This window comes from Actinomadura sp. J1-007, from assembly GCF_009793335.1.
Classification (GTDB): Bacteria; Actinomycetota; Actinomycetes; order Streptosporangiales; family Streptosporangiaceae; genus Spirillospora; species Spirillospora yumaensis.
Genome location: NZ_WING01000001.1, coordinates 6,398,302 through 6,418,220 on the forward strand (window position 1 = coordinate 6,398,302; position 19,919 = coordinate 6,418,220).

19 protein-coding genes and 3 tRNA genes are annotated in these 19,919 nt (G+C 74.1%); 8 read left to right on the forward strand and 14 right to left on the reverse strand.

Annotation, left to right across the window (positions count from 1 at the left end):
• Positions 1-81: 81 nt before the first annotated feature.
• From GEV43_RS29030 to GEV43_RS29045, 4 genes are all read right to left on the reverse strand, one after another.
• Positions 82-354 (reverse strand): zf-TFIIB domain-containing protein, encoded by a 273-nt coding sequence (locus GEV43_RS29030; RefSeq protein WP_160823402.1) that lies wholly within the window; start codon positions 352-354, stop codon positions 82-84.
• 66 nt (positions 355-420) lie between these two features.
• A complete protein-coding gene (locus tag GEV43_RS29035) occupies positions 421-1,473 on the reverse strand; it encodes a hypothetical protein (RefSeq protein WP_160823403.1) in 1,053 nt (350 codons plus the stop codon).
• Positions 1,474-1,485: 12 nt separating this feature from the next.
• Entirely contained in the window at positions 1,486-4,197 is a 2,712-nt protein-coding gene (locus GEV43_RS29040) for a PQQ-dependent sugar dehydrogenase (RefSeq protein ID WP_206681317.1), read from the reverse strand.
• 238 nt (positions 4,198-4,435) lie between these two features.
• The gene (locus tag GEV43_RS29045; protein WP_160823405.1) at positions 4,436-6,394 is read right to left on the reverse strand and encodes a phosphatidylserine/phosphatidylglycerophosphate/cardiolipin synthase family protein; all 1,959 of its coding nucleotides are present in this window, start codon (positions 6,392-6,394) and stop codon (positions 4,436-4,438) included.
• A 130-nt stretch (positions 6,395-6,524) separates the two neighbouring features.
• Here GEV43_RS29045 and GEV43_RS29050 point away from each other — a divergent pair, with 130 nt between their 5' ends.
• A complete protein-coding gene (locus GEV43_RS29050; RefSeq protein WP_160823406.1) occupies positions 6,525-8,690 on the forward strand; it encodes an NACHT domain-containing NTPase in 2,166 nt (721 codons plus the stop codon).
• Positions 8,691-8,699: 9 nt separating this feature from the next.
• On the opposite strand, the gene GEV43_RS29055 is transcribed toward GEV43_RS29050, so the two are convergent.
• Positions 8,700-9,377: a phosphatase PAP2 family protein gene (locus GEV43_RS29055; RefSeq protein WP_160823407.1), complete on the reverse strand. Its 678-nt coding sequence runs from the start codon at positions 9,375-9,377 to the stop codon at positions 8,700-8,702.
• A gap of 155 nt (positions 9,378-9,532) precedes the next feature.
• Between GEV43_RS29055 and GEV43_RS29060 the strand changes: the two genes are divergently transcribed.
• Positions 9,533-10,084 carry an NUDIX hydrolase gene (locus GEV43_RS29060; protein ID WP_160823408.1) on the forward strand — a complete coding sequence of 184 codons (552 nt, stop codon included), beginning with the start codon at positions 9,533-9,535 and terminating at the stop codon, positions 10,082-10,084.
• A gap of 66 nt (positions 10,085-10,150) precedes the next feature.
• Here GEV43_RS29060 and GEV43_RS29065 read toward each other — a convergent pair whose 3' ends face one another.
• The 3 genes from GEV43_RS29065 to GEV43_RS29075 all read right to left on the reverse strand — a co-directional run bounded on the left by GEV43_RS29065 (position 10,151) and on the right by GEV43_RS29075 (position 11,403).
• The gene (locus GEV43_RS29065; protein ID WP_160823409.1) at positions 10,151-10,435 is read right to left on the reverse strand and encodes a hypothetical protein; all 285 of its coding nucleotides are present in this window, start codon (positions 10,433-10,435) and stop codon (positions 10,151-10,153) included.
• 169 nt (positions 10,436-10,604) lie between these two features.
• Complete coding sequence (locus tag GEV43_RS29070) at positions 10,605-11,018, reverse strand: VOC family protein (RefSeq protein ID WP_160823410.1); 414 nt, start codon at positions 11,016-11,018, stop codon at positions 10,605-10,607.
• Between the two features lie 10 nt (positions 11,019-11,028).
• On the reverse strand, positions 11,029-11,403 hold the full coding sequence (locus GEV43_RS29075; RefSeq protein ID WP_206681521.1) for a helix-turn-helix transcriptional regulator: 375 nt from the start codon (positions 11,401-11,403) through the stop codon (positions 11,029-11,031).
• Between the two features lie 169 nt (positions 11,404-11,572).
• Between GEV43_RS29075 and GEV43_RS29080 the strand changes: the two genes are divergently transcribed.
• The 4 genes from GEV43_RS29080 (at position 11,573) to GEV43_RS29095 (ending at position 12,315) form a co-directional block, all read left to right on the forward strand.
• Entirely contained in the window at positions 11,573-11,815 is a 243-nt protein-coding gene (locus GEV43_RS29080; protein WP_160823411.1) for a hypothetical protein, read from the forward strand.
• Between the two features lie 221 nt (positions 11,816-12,036).
• Positions 12,037-12,121, forward strand: a tRNA-Ser gene (locus tag GEV43_RS29085).
• A gap of 5 nt (positions 12,122-12,126) precedes the next feature.
• Positions 12,127-12,199: transfer RNA gene (locus GEV43_RS29090), tRNA-Met, on the forward strand.
• Positions 12,200-12,242: 43 nt separating this feature from the next.
• Positions 12,243-12,315: transfer RNA gene (locus GEV43_RS29095), tRNA-Arg, on the forward strand.
• 21 nt (positions 12,316-12,336) lie between these two features.
• On the opposite strand, the gene GEV43_RS29100 is transcribed toward GEV43_RS29095, so the two are convergent.
• The 5 genes from GEV43_RS29100 to pdhA form a co-directional block, all read right to left on the reverse strand.
• The gene (locus GEV43_RS29100) at positions 12,337-12,807 is read right to left on the reverse strand and encodes a nucleoside deaminase (RefSeq protein WP_160823412.1); all 471 of its coding nucleotides are present in this window, start codon (positions 12,805-12,807) and stop codon (positions 12,337-12,339) included.
• Between the two features lie 22 nt (positions 12,808-12,829).
• Complete coding sequence (locus GEV43_RS29105; RefSeq protein ID WP_160823413.1) at positions 12,830-13,363, reverse strand: hypothetical protein; 534 nt, start codon at positions 13,361-13,363, stop codon at positions 12,830-12,832.
• An 83-nt stretch (positions 13,364-13,446) separates the two neighbouring features.
• Complete coding sequence (locus tag GEV43_RS29110; protein ID WP_160823414.1) at positions 13,447-14,775, reverse strand: dihydrolipoamide acetyltransferase family protein; 1,329 nt, start codon at positions 14,773-14,775, stop codon at positions 13,447-13,449.
• The gene (locus GEV43_RS29115) at positions 14,772-15,800 is read right to left on the reverse strand and encodes an alpha-ketoacid dehydrogenase subunit beta (RefSeq protein WP_160823415.1); all 1,029 of its coding nucleotides are present in this window, start codon (positions 15,798-15,800) and stop codon (positions 14,772-14,774) included. Before GEV43_RS29115 ends, GEV43_RS29110 begins: the two co-directional genes overlap by 4 nt.
• A gap of 14 nt (positions 15,801-15,814) precedes the next feature.
• Entirely contained in the window at positions 15,815-16,801 is a 987-nt protein-coding gene (gene pdhA / locus GEV43_RS29120) for a pyruvate dehydrogenase (acetyl-transferring) E1 component subunit alpha (RefSeq protein ID WP_160823416.1), read from the reverse strand.
• A 310-nt stretch (positions 16,802-17,111) separates the two neighbouring features.
• Between pdhA and GEV43_RS29125 the strand changes: the two genes are divergently transcribed.
• Entirely contained in the window at positions 17,112-17,744 is a 633-nt protein-coding gene (locus GEV43_RS29125; RefSeq protein ID WP_309239891.1) for a GntR family transcriptional regulator, read from the forward strand.
• Positions 17,745-17,777: 33 nt separating this feature from the next.
• On the opposite strand, the gene GEV43_RS29130 is transcribed toward GEV43_RS29125, so the two are convergent.
• Positions 17,778-18,479, reverse strand: coding sequence for a GntR family transcriptional regulator (locus GEV43_RS29130; RefSeq protein WP_160823418.1), 702 nt, complete (start codon positions 18,477-18,479; stop codon positions 17,778-17,780).
• Positions 18,480-18,665: 186 nt separating this feature from the next.
• On the opposite strand from GEV43_RS29130, the gene GEV43_RS29135 reads away from it, so the two are divergent.
• Positions 18,666-19,895, forward strand: coding sequence for an NRAMP family divalent metal transporter (locus GEV43_RS29135; protein ID WP_160823419.1), 1,230 nt, complete (start codon positions 18,666-18,668; stop codon positions 19,893-19,895).
• The last annotated feature ends 24 nt before the right edge of the window (positions 19,896-19,919 follow it).

A 19,919-nucleotide genomic window follows, 5' to 3' on the forward strand; every position in this document is an offset into this window, starting at 1 on the left:
CGTCGCGCCTCGGCGGGGGCGGCGGGCCGGGGGCGCGGGCAGTGATCAAGGGAGCGGGGGTCCCTTGATCACTGCGGTGCCTCAGGTCGAGAAGAGCATGTGGAAGACGCTGCCGTGGTGGGGGCGGTGGTGGTGCCCGCCGTGGTGGTGATGGTGCACCGCGGCGGGCGCGCCCCACGCGGGGGCCGCGGGCGCGGCGGGCGGCGGGGCGGCCCGGTAGGCGGCCTCCATCTGGCTCAGGGCTTCCAGCTCGCCGTAGTCGAGGAAGATGCCCCGGCAGTTGTCACATTGCTCGATGTGGACGCCGTTGCGGGTGTAGGTCCGCATCACGCCACGACACTTAGGGCAGTGCATAGCCTTGTCGTCCTTCCGGTCTGATCCCCAGGTAGAGGGTAAATGTAGGGCAGGCCCGGCGCCACGTCATGCCGGGACCCCCGCCTCGGAGATTCTCGCGCAGGTGTCGACGAGCGCGGTCTCGGGCCCGTCGAGCGGCCGTCCCTCCTCCCGTGCGGATACGACGCACGTGGCGGCGATCTGGATCACGAGGGTCCGGGCGGGCAGGTCCAGCGCCTCCCACGGGTCGCCGCCGGGGGGAACGGCGGGACCGCCCGCCTCCCGGTACGCGCCGAGGAACCGTTCCCAGTCGCCGGGCGGGAGCACCCCGGCGGAGAACAGCGCCGCGGGACGGGCCAGATCCCACGCCGGGTCGCCGCGCCCGACGTCCTCGATGTCAATGAGCCGCCACCCCGCCCCCGCCCCCGAGCCGGACCCCGCCCCCGAGCCGGACGCCGCGCCCGTCCCGGACGCCGCGCCGGACGCTGCCCCCGACGCCGTCCCGGACGCCGCTCCCGTCCCGGACGCCGCTCCCGTCCTGGACGCCGAGCCGGGCGTTGCTCCCGTCGCCGTCTCGTCGTGGGCGGGGGAGCGGACCATCTGCCCCAGGTGCCAGTCGCCGTGGATCAGGCACTCCGCGGCCGGCGTTGGGACGGGCGCTTCGCCCCGTACCCAGGCGGGCAGGGTCGCGAACGCCCGGCGCACCTCGCTGTCGGCGGGCCCGTCACCGAGGCGGCCCACCACGCGGGCCACGCGCGCCGGGCGTCCCCACGCGGGTGCGCCCTCGGGGACCGGTTTGCTGTGCAGGACGGCCAGCAGCCTCGCCCCGTCCTCCCACGGAAGCTCGCCCGCCGGATCGACGGGCGCGCCGTAGGGGGAGACGGTGACGACGCGTCCGTCCACCTCCAGCGGTGGCCCTTCGGGGGCGACCAGGACGTCCCGGAGCGTCGCGGCCAGGGCGACCCGCTCGCGGAACGGCGCGCCGTGGTCGCGGTCGGGCTGGTGGGCCTTCACCGCCACGCCGCCGACGCGCACGACCAGGACGCCGTGCCGGTCGTACAGCGTCTCCGGGCGCCCGTCAGCGGAGCCGGACGCCCGGAGGCCGATGGAGACGAGGCGGGCATACAGGTCGTGCTGCACCCGCCAAGTCAATCACCTGTCGAAGACCTCCATCTCCCACAGCGAGTAGCCGTAGGCCGTCGCGCGCTTGGTCCCGTAGATCCGCACCCAGCGGGCGCTGACCGGCGTGAACGGCAGGACGTCCACGGCGCCGTCCCCGTTCGCGCGGGTCTGCACGGTCGTCCAGACGCCGCCGCCCGTGGAGGTCTGCACCTTGTAGTCCTTGCCGTACGCCGCCTCCCACCGCAGCAGCACGTAGCCGACCTGGCGGGCGGACCCGAGATCGACCTCGATCCACTGCGGGTCGCTGCGGGCGCTCGACCAGCGGGTGGCGGGATCGCCGTCCACGGCCTTCGGGCCCTCCAGCCCGGCCTTCTCCACGCTGGAGACCTTCACCGGGCGCCCGAGCGCCAGGTTCGTCTTCGGCCGGTACGTGGCGGTCAGGGTCGCGTCGGCGTTCGCGACGACGTTGTGCGCGGACGCGCCGCCGTCCGACCAGCCCGCGAACTCGTACGCCCGGTCGCCGACGACCTGCGTCTGGGCCGGCGCGGACACCGACACGTTCGACCCTTGGATGACGGTCCCGGTGAACGGCGCGGCCCGCGTCGTCTCCAGCAGCGTCAGCGGGACGCCCGGCGGGTCGCTCGCGAGCGTCAGCCGGGCGGTCTTCGGATGCAGTTCCACGCTCTTGGTGTCGCTGAGCCCGTCGGAGTCGGTCGCGGTCAGCCGCAGCTCGATCCACGACGGGTACTCGTGGTCGGGCGCGACGAACTCGCCGTCCGTCCCGTCCTGCCCGGTGATCATGTGGGTGTGGCAGTCGCTCGGGCAGTGGTGCATGATGATCTGCCATTTCAGCGACGAGCCGGTGAGCGGGCCGTCCTCGCCGTCCGCGCCCGTCCCCGCGAACGGGATCCGGTCGCCGACCCGCCAGGTCAGGTCCGCGCCCGGCGCCGTGATCGCCGCGACGGGCGGGGTGGACCCGGCCGTGACGGTGAGCGCCGCGGTGTCGGACGCGCCCCTGGTGTCGGTGACCTTCAGCCCGACCGTGTAGCGGCCCTTCGCCTGGTAGGTGAACGACGGGTTCACGGCGGACGAGTCGTCGTAGGCGCCGTCGCCGTCCAGGTCCCAGGCGTAGGTGAGCGGCAGGTCGCCGTCGGCGTCGCTGGAGGTGCCGCCGTCGAACGCGACCGCCAGCGGCGCCGGGCCGCTCGTGACGTCCGACTTGATCGCCGCGACGGGCGGGTTGTTGACGCCGTTGTAGACGAACCGGACGATCCGGTTGCCGATGATGTCCACGCCGAACAGGTCGCCGTTCGGGCCCGCCTGGAGCTCGACCACGCCGCCCGCGTCGGTGGAGAACGTCTCGATCTTCGTCTTGTCGGGCAGCCCGTCCGCGCCCGGCCTCATCGCCCACACGCACTTGCGGGCGTAGTCGCTGAAGAACAGCGCGCCCCGGTACTGCGCCGGGTAGGTCGTCCCCGCGTAGAACGCCATGCCGCTGGTGGACGAGCTCCCGACGCCACAGGTCTCGCCTGGCACGATCTTGTCGCTGTGCTTGTAGGCGTACCACGGCGCGGTCACGGCCCCGGCGCCCTCGCCGTACAGCTTCTCGCAGAGGTTGAGGTCGGCGGCGTCGTAGCCGGGCGTGCGGCCCGCGCCCTCGTAGCAGGGCCAGCCGAAGTTGCGCATCGTGGACCGCGGCTCGGGGAGGCGGTTGATCTCCTCCCAGGTGGTGTAGCCGACGTCGCCGTTCCAGATCTCGTCGGTGCCGGGCCGGACCGTGAACCGGTAGGGGTTGCGCAGGCCGTACGCGACGATGCGCTTGACGTTCGGCCCGCCGTTCGGCAGCGGGTTGCCCGCCGAGCCGTCGCCGGTGTCGGGGTCGATCCGGATGATCGTCCCGTCGAGCGTGGCGGGGTCGCCGGCCGTGCGCAGGTCCTGGGCGCGCAGCGCGCCGCCCTCGCCGGTCGGCGCGGTGAGCGGCGTCCCGGCGGGCTTCGGCGGGTCGCCGCACGCGTTGTTCTTCTGGCCGTAGTCGGCGTACTGGAAGCTCGCGCCGTCGCCGCCGCCCGCGTAGAGCTGGCCGTCCTCGCCGAACGCCAGCGTCCCGACCGAGTGGCTGGAGAACTGCTGGCACCAGTCCTCGACCAGCACCCGCTCGCCGACGGGCCCGGCCGCCCGCGACGCGGCGCGCGCCTGCACGGCGGGGGTCAGCACGGAGATCCGGCCCGCGACGACGCAGCCCTCGTTGTTGGCGCCCGGCGGGTCGGGGCACTGGTCGTTCGTCCCGTCGGCCGAGGGCCACTTCGGGTACGCGCCGCCCAGCGTGCCGTTGTAGGTGTACATCACGTACACCCGCGGGTCGGTGGGGAAGTTCGGGTGCAGCGCCATGCCGAGCAGGCCGCGGTCCCAGCCGTTGAACACCTGCCGCCGCAGGTCGGCGTAGACCTCCGGGGCGGTGTCGGTGAGGGAGTCGAAGACCTTGACGATCCCGCTCTTCTCCGCGACGAACACGCGGCCGTCCGGCGAGAACTCCACGTTCGTCGGCATGGTCAGCCCGGACAGCACGGTCTTCTGCTGGAAGTTGGCGGGCAGCCGGGCGCTCGCGGCGGGCGCGGCGGGCGCGGCGCGCACGGGCGACGGCCAGCCGGCGGACAGCAGCGACGCGGCGAGGGCGACGGCGAGCAGGGCGGCGAGCAGCGGCCGCCGGCGCGGGGACGCGGGGGAGAGGAGGCGTACGACCACGGACGAGTCCCTTCCGAGCGCTGATGGGAGCCGTGCGATCGATCCGTTGATCCGGGGGGTGTGAACGGAACGATGGACCATTTCCGGGCCATCCGGGCGAATCGGGCCGATCGTGGTCAGCGGCGCATCCGCTTGCGGCCAGCGCGACAACCGGACGGCGCGCTGGAACGACGCCGTTCCGTGTCCGCGCGTGTCGCGCTCGCGACGCGTGCCGTGTTCGCCGTGCGCGCCGTGCGGGTCAGGGCTTCCAGGCGCCCTGGCGGAACGAGAACGACCTGAACCGGGTCAGCACGTCGATCGGCTCCGGGTCGATGCCGAGCGCCCGCAGATGGGCGTGCTCCCTGTGCGAGCCGTCCGGCAGGCGGCCGTCGCGGTGCGGGTAGGGCAGCACGCGCGGTTCGGTGACCTCGGGATCGGGCGCGCGCAGGCCGGCGAGCTTCAGGGCGGCCCGTTCGCGCCACAGCGCCAGCCACCCGCCGCCCCCGCCGTTCCCGGCACCCTCGCCGTCCCCGGCGCCGTTCCCGGCGGACGCCCGGGGCGCGGTGAGGCGCGGGTCGTCCGGGGACGGCAGGCCGAGGTGCTCGGCCCACAGGTCGCGGCGGAGGCGCGCGGCGGCCTCCCCGTCGCGGCACGAGACGTTCACCTCGGTCGCGCGCGCCTGCCAGGGGTCGCCGCCGGACGCGCCGCGCAGCAGCCGCGCGAGCCTGACCGGCATCGGGCGGTGCAGTTCGTGCTGGCCGTGGCTGAGGGACAGCGAGTCCAGGTTGGCCGAGCCGACCGTGAACCAGGCGTCGTCGACGATCGCGACCTTCGAGTGGACGTGCGTGCGGATCAGCCGGGTGCGCTCGACGCCCGGCGCCCGCTCGTGGCTCCAGAGCGTGTAGACGCCCGCGCGCGTGCGGTGCTCGCCGAGCCCGGCGAGGAGCCGTTCCAGCGCGCGCCGCTGCCAGCCTGTGTAGTACGGGACGTCCGGCCGCAGGTTGGTCAGCAGGACGAGCTGGAGCGCCGGGGCGCGGCGCATCGCGCGGACGAGCGCGTCCACCAGCTCGGGGCAGGTCAGGTACTGGTTCTCCAGGTAGACGAAGTCCTCGGCCGACTCCAGCGCCCTCAGGTACGACTCGTAGATCCCGGTCTCCCCGGCGGGCAGGCCCGGGTAGCGGCGCGCGCCGTGCAGCGTGCGCGTGACCTGGAGTTCCGTCCGGCCGGGCGGAGGTGACGGCGGAGGCGGGACCGCCGGGCGCGGCGGGGCGTACGAGGCGGCCGACGGCGTCGCCCGGGACGGGCGCGCGGCGTCCCAGTGCAGCCGCACCGTCGCGTCGAGGTCGGCGACGGCCGGGCCCTCGACCCGCAGGCTCACGTCGTGCACCGGGGCCCGCACCGAGCTGCGCCAGCGCAGGTGCCCGCGCCGGGGCTCGTCCACCGCGTGGCGGCGGCCGTCGAAGTACTCCTGCGCGAACACCGAGCCGACCAGGTACGCGACGCGGCCGTCCACGACGACGACCTTGCCGTGGATCGGGAGCGTCTGCGGGGTCGCGAGGCGGCGCAGCCCGACCAGCCCGTCCGGGTCGTTCTCGCGGAAGTACCGTTCGAGCGGCCAGGAGGTGTTGGCGGGGGAGACCGGCGGGGTGACGTGGTTGAGGACGAGCCGCACGTCGGCACCGCGTCGTGCCGCGCCGAGCAGCTCGTCCTCCAGGCGCACGGCCTCGGCGGGCCCGGGGTTGCCCATGGGGTCGCGGCCGAACGCGACGCGCACGTGCGGGACGTCGAGCATGAACAGCATCGCGCGCACCGACGAGCGGGCCGCGCGCACGTCCTCGGCGAGCCGTCCCCAGGCCGCCTCGTTGTCGATGAGGAACTCGACCGCGTTGCCGGTCGTCGGCGCGGGCCCCTGCGCGACCGCCCAGCCCGAGGCGAGGTCGGTCGCGAGCGGGAACGCCGTGAGCGCCGCAGGGCCCCGCGTCCGCCACATCTCGGCCAGGCACGCGCGCGCCCGTTCGTCGGTGAACGAGTACGCCCCGTCGCCCGCCCGGCGCAGCAGGCCCGCGGCGACCAGCGCCCGCGCGGCGCGGTCGGGGAGAGGGCCGGGCCGCGAGGCCGCGGCGAGGCGGGCGAGGAGGCGTCGCGCCGTTCCCGCCGCGACGGGGTCGTCCCCGCAGGCCGAGCCGATGACCGCGTCGATGTCGGGGGGACGGTGCATCCCGGCATTCTGCCGCTTCCCGGACGCGCGTGCGGCCGGATGCGGCCACGCCCGGAACCCGGCGCGTCCCGGCGGAGTCGTTAACCGGCGAACCATTCGGCGCGGGCGAACGGCCCGGATGGGAGTGCGGATGAGGCGTTGGATCGCGGCCGTGGGCGTCGTCACCGCGCTGGCCTTGGCCTTCACCCTCCAGAACCTCCTGTCGGAGGCGTCGGGGCTCTACGTCCCCGAGGACGAGATGAAGCGGCACCCGGTCGCGTCGTTCGCCGCGCTCGCCGTCCTCACCGTGCTCGTCACCGGCCTCGCCGCGCTCCTGCTCGGCCGCCTGTCCCGGGGGCGCGGCCGGCGGGACGGGGCGCAGCGCCGCGACCGGCTCGACCGGGCCGCCTGGGACCTCGCCGACGCGGTCGCCGACGACTGGGCGAGGGAGGCCGGCGCGCGGGGCCTCGCCGAGGAGGACCGGCTCCTGACCACCACCCTCGTCCCGTACGGCGACGGCGGGCGATCGGGCGGCGCGGGCGGCGCGGGCGGCGCGGGCGGGGAGGCGCGCACCGAGTACGTCGGGTCCGGCGACGACCTGCTCGCGGCGTTCGACCGGTGCCCGTCGGGCGCGCTCGTGCTCAGCGGCGCGGCGGGCAGCGGCAAGACCTCGATGGCCGTCCTGCTCACGCTCGGGCTCGTCCGGCGGTGGCTGGCGGAGGCCGCGCGGGAGCGGCGCGCCCCGGCCGCGCCCGTCCCGGTGTACGTCTCGCTCGCTGGCTGGCGGCCCGCCGGGGACCTCGGCGCGTGGATCCAGGAGCGGCTGGAGCAGGCCCACCCGTTCCTCAAGGACGCCGAGGCGCCCGAGGACCGCACCGCGTGCCTGCTGCTCGCGCGCGGCCGGATCCTGCCCGTCCTGGACGGCCTGGACGAGATCGGCGAGCCCGGCGGGACCGGCGCGGCGGGCGCTGCGGGCGGGCTGCGGGCCGCCGCCGTACGGGAGATCGCCGGGCTCGCGCGGGGCCTGAGCCGCCGCGTCGGGTACGGGCGGCCGGTGCTCGTGCTGACCTGCCGGACCGAGGAGCTCCGCGAGGCGGACGCGCTGCTCCGGCGGGACGAGCGGCTCGGCGGGGCCCGCGAGTACGAGCTGAGGCCCGTCCGGAAGGCGGAGATCCTGCGGTTCGTCGACGCCGTCAACGACGCGCCGCAGCGGCGCGCGTGGCACGCCGCCCTTGCTGGCCTGGACGACGGCGCGCCCCTGCTGCGCGCCCTGTCCACGCCGCTGATGCTGACGCTCGCCTGCGAGATCTACGCCCCCGGCGGCGACCCGGCCGAGCTGCGGGGGCTGGGCGACGCCGGGGGCGTCCCGGCGATCGAGCGGCATCTGCTGCGCGGGCTCGTTCCGCACGCGTTCCCGCCGGACGGGCGGACCGGCGGGACGGACGCCGTCCCCGAGCACCGCTGGCTGCGCTTCCTCGCGCAGGGGATGCGCGACAACGGCGACCTGCACGACATCCGGTGGTGGGAGCTCGCGCGGCTCGTCGGCCGCCGCGAGCGCGTCCTCGCCGCGGTCTGCGCGCTGCTGCTGGCGTCCCCGGCGACCGGCCTCGGCTTCGGCCTGCTGACGTACGCCTACTGGGGGGCGTCCGTCGCCGTGCCGGTCGGGCTGGCGGCGGGCCTCGGCGCGGGGGCGGGACTCGCGGTGCTGTCGACGCTGTCGCTGCCGCCGCCGTCGCAGTTCTACTTCGGCGAGCGGGGGCGGCTCGGGCGTGTGCTGGTCTCCGGCGCGCTGGTCGCGGCGGTCGGCGTGCCGGGCGGCTGGGCGCTGTTCGGCGACCCGCTCGGCGCGCTGTGGGGCCTGCTGATCGCGACCCCGATCCCGGCCGCGTTCGTCGGCGCGTTCCCGAACGCCGACGCGCGCGTCTCCAGCCCCGGGCGGCTGATGCGCAACGAGTGCGAGGTCGCGCTCGTGTTCGGGCTGGCGTACGGCGTGTCGATCGGGCTGCTCGCGGGCCTCGCGACGTCCGCCGCGATGGGCGCCCTGCTCGGGGTGTGGTCGGCGCTCGCGGGCGGCCTCACCTACGGCCTGCCGTGGATGCTCACGCTCCGGACGCGGAACGCGGGCGTCGTCGCGCTCGTCCACCTGACGCTCGCGCAGGCGCTCAGCCGGGGCGACCTGCCGCTGCGGCTGCTGGCGTTCCTGGACGAGGCGCACCGCAAGAACGTGCTGCGCAGGGTCGGGCCGACCTACCAGTTCCGGCACGTGTGGCTGCGGGACGTCCTCGCCGAGCCGCCGCCCGCCCCCGACCGGCCGTAGCGGGCCCGCTCACGTCCCGTCGCCCGCCTCCGGCGGCTCTCCCGTGTGCCGGGCGGCGACCGTACGGCGCGCGAGCAGGCACGCGGCGCCCGCGACGGCGAGGCCCGCCAGCATGTCGGCCAGGTAGTGCTGGTGGACGAGCAGCGTGGACGCGATGATCAGGCAGCACCAGCCCGCCACGTACGGCCCCGCGCGGTGCCCCGACCACAGCCAGTGCACGCCGATCACGACGGAGAAGCCGGTGTGCAGGCTCGGGAAGCAGTTGTAGGCGTCGTCGCTGCCGTAGACCGTGCGCAGCAGCGCCGAGAACGGGTCGCCGCCCGTCACCTCCGGCCGGTCCATCCGCGTCTGCGCGAAGAAGTAGAACAGGTACGCCACGGCGAGCAGCGCGATCCCGGCGAGCAGCGCCGACTGCGCGAGCCGTACCCGGGTCGCCGCGAAGTACAGCAGAGTGAGCGGCCCGAGCGCGAGCGCCGACACGTACGGCACCACCATCGGCGTGACGAGCGGGACGTGCTCGTCCAGCGGCGTGCGCACGTTCCAGGCGGCGGGCCCCTGGTTGAGCGGGCCGTACAGCAGGAACAGCCCGCCGAGCACCGCGGCGAGCCCGGCCGTGACGGCGAGGTCGCGGCAGCCCGGCCTGCGGGCGCCGCTCTGGACGAGAACGTCGGAGACGCGCGTGGCCATCGTGCCCCTTCGTCGGCCGTCGAGCCCGGGAGGTTCCGACAAGAGTAGAACGTCCCGACACCGGGCTCCGCGGGCGTTCCCTCCGCGTTCCCGGGGCGTTCCGCCGCGCCCCCCGCCCCGTCCTCCACAATGGGACCATGCGCGATGGGGGACCCGTGAGCGACGGACCGGCGGTGCGGAGGCTGGCGTCGCGGGTGGTGTACGAGAACGCCTGGATGACGATCCGCGAGGACGAGGTCGAGCGCCTCGACGGCTCGCGCGGCATCTACGGCCTGGTCGAGAAGACCGATTTCGCGGTGGTGGTCCCGGCGGAGGGCGACGGCTTCCACATGGTGGAGGAGTACCGCTACCCGATCGGGCGCCGCACGTGGAACTTCCCGCAGGGCTCGCTGCCCGGCCGCCGGCGCGGCACGCCCGAGGAGGTCGCCCGGCACGAGCTGGCCGAGGAGACCGGGTTCCGCGCCGCGACGCTGACGCCGATCGGGTTCCTGCACAGCTCCCACGGCATGAGCGGGCAGGGCTGCCACGTCTTCCTCGCGACCGGCCTCGTCCCCGGCGAGCACGCGCGCGAGCCGGAGGAGCAGGACATGCGGCAGGGCTTCGTGACGCGGGCCGAGTTCAAGCGCCTCGTCCGCGAGGGCTCGATCACCGACGACTCCACCGTCGCCGCGTACACGCTCCTCACCCTGTACGAGGAGTCGCGCTGAACGGCGCGCCGCCGCGTCCTCACCGCCGGCCCGTGCGGATCACGCTGTTGCGGCCGCGCGGGCCGGTCAGGCCGCAGGCGCCGGTGCGCCCTCGATGCGGCCCCGCACGAGCCGCGGGTGGAAGTAGCTGATGCCGACGCGGCCGCTCTCCGCGACGCAGAAGATCTGGTAGCCGTTGCGGCCGTCCTCGTCCGGAACGGAGAACTCCTCCGGGGTGAACACGCCCTCCGCGGTCATCTCGGCGAACCAGCGTCCGAGCTCGTACTCGTCCGGGAAGATCTCCCGGCCCGTCCCCCTGCGGCCCAGCGTGTAGCGGACCTCGTAGGCGCATCCCTCTGGAGGGAACCTCATATCCTTCCCGTTCCACGGCACACGTTGCACTTCTCTCCGGTCGCGGTGCTCGTCCCGGTGCCGTTGCAGCCAGGACATGCGCGCGTGGCGGGCTTGTTGTGCTTACCCATGCGGGACCTCCTCTGGCGCCCCATGCTAGGGGCGCGGCCCTCTCAGGAAGGGCGGTTCGTCACCGCTTGCGCTGGCTGAGGCGGAGCATGTTGCCGGACGGGTCGCGGAACGCGCAGTCGCGCACCCCGTACGGCTGGTCCATCGGCTCCTGGAGCACGTCGGCGCCCGACCGGCGGATGCGCTCGAAGTCGGCGTCGACGTCGTCGGTGGAGAAGTTGAGCCGCCCGTACATCCCCTTCGCCATCAGCTCGGCGATGGCCCGCTTGTCCTCGGGCGAGGTGTCGGGGTCGACGACGGGCGGTTCGAGGACGATGTCGACGTCCGGCTGGGCCCGCGGCCCGACCGACAGCCAGCGCAGCCCCTCCGCCTTCACGTCGTTGCGCACCACCATCCCGAGCACGTCGCGGTAGAAGGCCAGCGCCTCCTCGTGGTCGTGGACGGCCAGGAAGCAGTGCGAAAGCATGAGATCCATGGACGGAACGCTACTTACCGTCCTCCGGCCGCGCCCTCCGCTCGCGTACGGGTCGTGTAAAGATCTTCACGTAGCACGCCGGCAGCCCCTCGGCCCACTCGTGCTCCCTGGCCCGGTAGGCGCTCGGGCTCTCCCCGACCAGCTCGGTGAACCGCGAGCTGAACGACCCGAGGGAGGAGCAGCCGACCTCGAAGCACACCTCGGTCACCGACAGGTCGCCGCGCCGCAGCAGCGTCTTGGCCCTCTCGATCCGCCGCGTCATCAGGTAGCCGTAGGGCGTCTCCCCGAACGCCTGCCGGAAGCTCCGGGAGAAGTGCCCCGGCGACATCAGCGCCACCCGCGCCAGCTGCGCCACGTCCAGAGGCCGCGCGTACTCGCGGTCCATCATGTCCCTGGCCCGCCGCAACCGCACCAGATCGTCCAGCTCCACCTCTCCATCCTGCCTCACCCCTCGGACATCGCCGCCCGCCGACCTGGGACGCGGCGGCTCAACGCCGGCTTAAGGGCGGCCTAAGGACGTTCGCGGGGGCTCGGCGGGGTGCGAGGTTCGGGGCGTGGCACTGCGAATGGGCAAGCACGCGGACGCGCGGATGCGACCGGCGGCCGTCGCGCGGGCGTACCGGGGGCTGCCGGCGGAGCATCGCGAGATCCTGGCGGAGACGGTGTTCGGGAAGCGTTCGGTCAACGAGGCCGCCGCGGCGCTGGACGTCCCGGTGGACGTGGTCAAACTCCGGGTGTACGAGGCGCTGCACGCCCTGAGAAATGCGCTGGGCACGCCGGGCGGACGTTCTCGCTGAAGTCGATATCCGAAAAAGGTGTTGCGGGCATTGAGGCGTTCCGGCACAGTGGACGACATGATGAACGGGCAGCGAGAGGGGAGCGGTGAAATGCGACGTCGTCGAATGCGCAGTAGCCGTAGCCTTTCCTGTCCTGGGTGCCGTATGAGGGCGTGATCTGCACGCCTTACGCGAACCGCCCCCGGACACGGAGTCCGGACGGGCGGTTCTTTTGTTTTCCCGGAGGGTTGGCCGAGTGGGAAGGCAGCGGGTTGCTAAGCCGTGGTCAGGGGTCTCCCTGCGCGAGTTCGAATCTCGCACCCTCCGCTCCGGGCGGGTAGGAACGCTGGCGCGTTCGGTGGCCTCATAAACCACTTGAGGCGGGTTCGATTCCCGCACCCGCTACGCAATGCGCAATGCGCAATGCGCGATACGCGATGCGCAGCACGTCTCCGTGGCGCAGTGGAAAGCGCACCAGGTTGCGGACCTGGGGGCCGCAGGTTCGAATCCTGCCGGAGACACGGCGGCCGTGACGGCCCGCGTCAGAGGCGGCGGCGGTGCAGGGCGAGCATCTCCGCCTCCAGCGACGGCTCCGGCCCCTCCACGGTCACGCCGGGCGCGACGTCCTGCACGGGAATGGGGCGGACGGGCGACTCGGGCAGGCCGATCTCCGCCGAGAACTCCGCGAGCCGCGCGGCCGACACCGCGTACACCACGCGCCCGACCCCGGCCCAGCCGTGCGCCGCGCTGCACATCGGGCAGTGCTCGCCGGACGTGTAGACGGTCGCCCCGGCCCGGTCGCCGGGGCTCAGGTTGAGCGCGGCCCACTGGGCGAGCGCCAGCTCGGGGTGCGCCGTGGGGTCGCCCGTCGAGGTGATCCGGTTGTGGTCCTCGGCGAGGACCGCCCCGTCCGCGCCCACCAGCACCGACCCGAACGGCTCCTCGCCCGCCTCCAGCGCCGCCTCGGCCAGCTCGACGCAGCGGCGCAGATGGCGAAGATCGTTGTCGTCCATGCCGCGATGCTAGCCGCCGGGCTCAGCCGGGCGGCGGCACCGGCACGTGCGCGGCGGAGAAGCGGCGGGCCAGCTCCGCGCCGTACGGCTCGAAGGTGAACACCGCGTCGACGTGCGGCACCCGGACCCCGAGCACCGAGCGCAGCGCCAGCCCGGCGCGGAACGCCGCCACGTCCGCGCGCCACGCCCCGTCCGCCCCGCCTCCGTCCGCCGCGCCGTCCGCGGCGCCTGCGGCCTCCGCGCCGTCCGGGAGGCGGTCGGCCTCCGCGTCGTCCGCCACCGGCACGATCGCGATGTGCGGCTGCGGATGGGCCTCGCGCAGCCGGGCGACGCGCAGGGCGAGCGGCGCGGCCTCTCCGGCGGACGCGGTGACCGTCACGGTGACGCGGGCGCACGCCGCGGCGGCGGTGTCGATCAGGAGGTGGTGCCCGGCGCGCGGCGGGTGGAACGCGCCGATGACCAGGCCGTGCTCGTAGCGCGGCCCCCGCCTCGCGGGGGCGGCGGCGGAGCGGAGCGCGGGCTCGGGGGCGGGGCCCGGCACGGGGGGCGGCGTCATGGCGGCTCCAGAGATCATCCGACGTCGGGCCGACGGTAACCGCGCGCGGGCCCGGCCGCCATTCCGGGCCCGCGCGGACGCCGTCAGGCGACGATCAGCATCGGGTTCGCGAGCAGCTCGGCCAGCCGGGCGAGGAACCGCGCGCCCGTCGCGCCGTCGCACGCCCGGTGGTCCACCGACAGCGTCACCGACAGCCGCTTGCCCGGCACGACCTGCCCGTCCTTGACGACCGGCTCGTCCCGTACGGCCCCGACCGCGAGGATGGCCGCCTCCGGCGGGTTGATCACCGCGGAGAACGAGTCGACCCCGTACATCCCGAGGTTGCTGACGCTGAACGTCCCGCCGCTCATCTCCCCGACGCCGAGCCTGCCCTCGCGCGCCTTGGCGGCCAGCTCACGGGTCTCCGCGCCGATCCGCGACACGCTCTTGCGGTCGGCGTCGTGGATCACCGGGACGAGCAGGCCGTCGTCCACCGCGACCGCCACGCCGACGTTGACCCGCTTGTGCCAGAGCAGGCTGTCCTCGGTGAACGACACGTTCACCTCGGGGTGCTCGCGCAGCGCGGTCGCGCACGCCTTGACGATCAGGTCGTTCACGCTGACCTTGGCGGGGGCGAGCGCCTCGTTCACCGTGGCCCGGAACGCGAGCAGCGGCTCGGCGTCCACGTCGCGGGTCAGGTAGAAGTGCGGCGCGTTCCGCTTGCTCTCGGTCAGGCGGCGCGCGGCCACCTTGCGGAACCGGTTCAGCGGGACGGCCTCCACGTCCGGGTCGTCCGCCTGCGCGGCGGCCTTCGCGGGCGCGGCGGGCGCCGCCGCGGCCGGTGCGGCGGCCGGGGCCGGGGCGGCTGCGGCCGGTGCGGACGCCGGTGCCGGGGCCGCGCCGTTCCGGATCGCGTCCTCGATGTCGGCGCGGACGATCCGCCCGCCCGGGCCCGAGCCCGTCAGCGTCGCCAGGTCGATGCCGTGGTCGCGGGCGAGCCGCCGCGCCAGCGGGGACGACGGCGGCCGCGTACGCGGCGTGCTCGGCGACGACGCGGGAGCCGCTGCCGGAGCGGCCGGGGCGGGAGCCGGTGCCGGGGCCTCGGCGGCGACCGGCTCCGGCTTCGGCTCCGGCGCGGGCGTGGACGGCGCGGGCTCCGGCTCGGCCGCCGCCTCTTCCGCGCCCGACGCGGCGCCGCCCGCCGGGACGACCACGGCGATGGGCGCGCCGATCGCCGCGGACTGTCCCTCCTCGACGAGGATCTTTTCGAGGACGCCCGCCTCGTACGCCTCGTACTCCATGACGGCCTTGTCGGTCTCGATGTCGACGATGACGTCGCCGACCTCGACCGCGTCCCCCGGCTTCTTCTGCCAGGAGCTGATGACGCCCTCCTCCATGGTGTCGGAGAGCCGGGGCATGAGGATCTCGGTCATGAGGAGGTCTCCAGGGTGCGGCGGCCGCGCGCGCGGAGCGTTTCGCGGGCGGCGGTGAGCAGCGACTCCGCGGACGGCAGCGCGGCGGTCTCCAGCGGCTTGGCGTACGGGAGCGGCACCTCGGCCATCGCGACCCGGCGGACGGGCGCGTCGAGCCAGTCGAACGCGCCCTCCTGGATGGTCGCGGCGATCTCGGCGCCGATGCCGTACGTCAGCCAGTCGTCCTCGGCCACCACGGCGCAGCCGGTCTTGCGGACCGACTCGACCACGGTGGCGCGGTCCAGCGGCCGCAGGCTCCGCAGGTCGACGACCTCGGCGGAGACCCCCTCGGCGGCGAGGGTCTCGGCGACCTCGGCGGCGACCCGCGCCATCCGCGAGTAGCCGATGATCGTGATGTCGGTCCCGGGACGGGTCACGGCGGCCCGCCCGATCTCGGCGGGCTCGATGTCGGCGACCTCCGCCGGGAGCTCGCCCTTGGTGTTGTAGAGGGCGAGGTTCTCCAGGAACAGCACGGGGTCGTCGTCGCGGATCGCGGCCTTCAGCATCGCGGACGCCTCGGCGGGCGTGCTCGGCGCGACGACCTTCAGGCCGGGGATGAACGAGTAGAACAGCTCGACGTTCTGCGAGTGCGTCGCGCCGAGCTGCTGCCCGCCGCCGCCCGGCGTGCGGATCACCATCGGGACGCTGGACTGGCCGCCGAACATCCCGTAGATCTTCGCGGCGTGGTTGACGATCTGGTCCAGCGCCAGCAGCGAGAAGTTGATCGTCATGATCTCCACGACCGGGCGCAGCCCGAGCATGGCGGCGCCGATCGCGGCGCCGACGAAGCCCTCCTCGGCGATCGGGGTGTCGCGGACCCGTTTCGGCCCGAACTCCTTCAGCAGCCCCTCGGTGATCTTGTAGGAGCCCTCGAAGAGTCCGATCTCCTCGCCCATGAGGAAGACGTTCTCGTCGCGCAGCATCTCGGCGCGCAGCGTGTCGCGCAGGGCGTGGCGGTAGGTACTGGTCAGGGTGGCGGGTGCCATCGCGGCGCTCTCCTTCAGTCCCGGGACGCCGGCTCGGCGAAGACGGGCTCGGCCGGCAGCCGGCGCAGCTCGCCCGGGACCGGGGTGGCATAGGTGTAGTCGAACAGGGTGGAGACGTCGGGCGACGGGCTGTCGTCGGCGAACGCGGCGGCGGCGTCGATCTCGGCGGTGACCTCGGCGTCCAGCGCGTCGCGCGCGTCGTGGCTGAGGATCCCGCCCTCCTCCAGCTCCAGCGCGAACCGGGCGAGGGGGTCGGCGGCCTTCAGGGCCTCCTTCTCCTCCTTGGAGCGGTACCGTGCCGGGTCGACGACCGAGTGGCCCTTCAGCCGGGGGCTCATGGTCTCCAGCAGGTACGGGCGGCTCTCGGCGCGCGCCTTCTCCACGGCGGCGCGGGCGGCGTCGCGGACGGCGAGCACGTCGCTGCCGTCCACCCGCAGGCTCTCCATCCGGTACGAGGCGCCGCGCCGGTACAGCTCGGGCTCGGCCGCGGAGTGCTCGACCGTCGTGCCCATGCCCAGCCCGTTGTTGATCACCACGAAGACGACCGGCAGGTCCCACAGGCCCGCGATGTTGAGCGACTCGTGGAACGCGCCGATGGCGGTCGTCCCGTCGCCCATGTGGCACATCACGACCTCGTCGCCGCCCTTGTAGGAGACGGCGAGCGCGGCGCCGGTGGCGAGGGGGACCTGGCCGCCGACGATGCCGTACCCGCCGAGCAGCCGGGCCTCGGCGTCGAACAGGTGCATGGACCCGCCCCACCCCTTGGAGACCCCGGTGGAGCGGCCGTACAGCTCGGCCATGACCCGGCCGGGCTCGATGCCCTTCGCGAGCGCGTACCCGTGCTCGCGGTAGTTCGTGAACAGGTAGTCGGTGGGGCGCAGCGCGGCCATCAGCCCGACGACGGTGGCCTCCTCGCCCAGGTTGAGGTGGCAGTAGCCGCCGATCTTCGCCTCGGTGTAGGCGCGCGCGGCGCGCTCCTCGAAGCGGCGGATCTGGAGCATCTGCCGGTAGTACGCGACGAGGGTCCCGGCGTCGGCCTCGGGGCCTTGCCGCCCTTGGCGGCGGTCTTCGCCGCGGTCCGGGCGCCGGTCTTCTCGTTCGCCGCCGAGTCGTCCCGGTCCCTGGCCGCGCCGCGGGGGCGGCGCGTGCGGATCGGTGCGGCCTTGGTGGTCTCAGCCATCGGCGACCTTCCTCTGTCCGGGGAGAACGCCGTAGGATCGCCACGACGCTCACCGATCATCATTGATCAATGATCGATCATATGCCAGCCGTCAAGAGGCGCTTACCGGGGTTGCGTCTACCATGTGCTCCGTGAACGCGCCGCCCACCGCCCAGCTCCTCCGCACCGGACTCGCCGACCAGATCCGCGAGTTCATCGTCGAGGGCATCAGCGCGGGCCGCTGGGAGCCGGGCGAGCGCATCGTGGAGCGGCGCATCGCGACCGAGCTGGGCGTCAGCCAGGGGCCCGTCCGCGAGGCGCTGCGCCAGCTCGAAGCGCAGCGGCTGATCGAGACGCTGCCCAACCGGGGCGCGCGGGTGCGGGCCTTCACCGAGCAGGACCTCGGGGAGATCTTCCCGGTCCGGGCGGGCCTGGAGCGCACGGCCGCCGAGCTGGCCCTGCCCCGCCTGGCCGGGCGCATGGGCGCCCTGGAGGAGCACAACCGCCTGCTGGCGGAGGCCGCGGCGGGCGACGACCTGGTCGCCCAGATGCGCCTCAGCATCGCGTTCCACCGGGAGATCGTCGAGACCGCGGGCAACCGGCTGCTGATGGCGGTGTGGGAGGGCCTCGGGATCGAGCTGTGGACGACGCTGTCCCTCAGGCTCCACCACACCGAGATCTACTCCAAGTCGGCCGAGCACGCCGCCCTGATCGAGGCGTTCCGCCGCCAGGACCCGGACGCCCCGAAGATGCTCCACGACCACGTCATGAACTACGCCCCCTGACCCGCCCGGAACCGCCCGTGCCCCGGGAGGGCGCTACTCCGCGTCCCGGTACGCCCGGGTGAGCTGGGCCTCGGCGTCGTCGAGGTAGGAGCGCAGCTCCCGCTCGGCGGCCTCGGTCTCGCCCGCCCGCAGCAGGTCGGCCATGCGGCGGTTGCGGGCCAGGTACGGCTCGTGGAACTCGCGCGGCGAGCCCATCTCGTGGAAGACCAGGCGCAGCTCGGCGAGGATGTGCCGGGTCATCTCGTCGATCCGCGGGCTCCCGCACAGCGCCGACAGCGCCTGGTGGAACCGGATGTCGGCGGTGCCCACGTCCGGCCAGCTCTCCCGTTCGGCCGCGCGCTCGCCGTCGGCGACGGCGGCCTCGACGCGCGCGAGGGCCTCGGGGGTCGCCTCGCGGGCGCCGCGCACGCCCTCGCACTCCAGGATGCGCCGCACGCGGTAGAGGTCGGCGAGGTCGTCGCCGGTCAGGCGGCGCACGAACACGCCCCGGTTAAACTCGTGTACGAGGAGTCGCTCCTGCACCAGCAGGCGGAACGCCTCCCGCATGGTGTTGCGCGAGACCTTGATCGCGCGGCACAGGTCCTCTTCGGGGAGCCGGTCGCCGGGGCAGAGCCGGCCGGTGGTGATCTCGTCGCGCAGCAGGTCGGCGACGCGCGCGGCGGTGCTGGACCGATCCAGTTCGTGCCGGGCCGCCGCGATCCCGTCGAGCCACCGTTGCTGCGCCGGCACCGTCATCAGCCCGCCTCCCCCCAGGGGCGCGGGACGCCGTGGGGACGTCGCCGTCACGCGGCGGTCGCGCGCCCGGAACATGTGCGAGGCCAAGCGTAGTCCGCCGGAACGGAAGATTCATCAAAACGGGGATTGAAGGATTGTTGAACAATCCTTACCCTACTGGAAAGCCGACTCCCCGAAGGGGCAGCCATGACCGACCAGACGACGCTGGACAAGCCTCCGCCGCCGCCCGCCGCATCGCGGCGCGGAGCGCTGCTGGGCGCCATGTTCCTGATGGCCACCAGCGCCATCGGGCCCGGGTTCATCACCCAGACGACCGTGTTCACCGCCAAGCTCGGCGCGGCGTTCGCGTTCGCCATCCTGGTCTCGGTGCTGATCGACATCGCGATCCAGCTCAACGTGTGGCGCGTGGTCGGCGTCTCGGGCCGGCGCGCGCAGGACCTCGGCAACCGGGTGGTGCCCGGCGGCGGCTACGCCCTGGCCGCGCTCGACGTCTTCGGCGGCCTGGTGTTCAACATCGGCAACGTCGCGGGCTGCGCCCTCGGGCTGAACGCGCTGTTCGGCCTGGAGGTCAAGGTCGGCGGGGCCGTGTCCGCGCTGGTCGCCATCGCGATCTTCCTGGTCCGGCGGGCGGGCGCGGCGATGGACCGGATCGTGGTCGTGCTCGGCGTCCTGATGATCGCCATGACGCTGTACGTCACGGTGGTCTCGCACCCGCCGTTCGGGGACGCGCTGCGGGAGACCGTCGCGCCGGGCACCGTGGACTTCCTGGTGATCACCACGCTGGTCGGCGGCACCGTCGGCGGCTACATCACCTACGCGGGCGCGCACCGCATGGTCGACTCGGGGCTGACCGGGCCCGAGAACATCGCCGGGATCACCCGCAGCTCCATCACCGGGATCATCGTCACCGCCGTGATGCGGGCGCTGCTGTTCCTCGCCGTCCTCGGCGTGGTCGCCGGGGGCGCGAAGCTCGCCGCGGGCAACCCGGCCGCGTCGGCGTTCGAGCACGCCGCCGGGGAGGGCGGGCTCCGGCTGTTCGGCCTGATCATGTGGTCGGCCGCGATCACCTCGGTGATCGGCGCGTCCTACACCTCGGTGTCGTTCCTGATCGACTTCTCGTCCTGGATCGCCCGGTACCGCAACCAGGTCGTGGTCGCGTTCATCCTCGTCTCGACGGTGATCTACCTGTCCATCGGGACGACCCCGGCGAAGCTGCTCGTCCTCGCCGGGGCCCTGAACGGGCTGATCCTGCCGTTCGGCCTCGCCGTCCTGCTGTGGGTGGCGGCGCGCCGCCGCGACCTGCTGCACGGCTACCGCTACCCCGCCTGGCTGCTCGCCCTCGGCGTCGGGGCGTGGCTGCTCTCGCTCTACCTCGGCTGGAACGCCCTCAGCGACCTGCCCGACCTCTGGAAGTGACCCGGGGGAAGACCCTGACCCAAG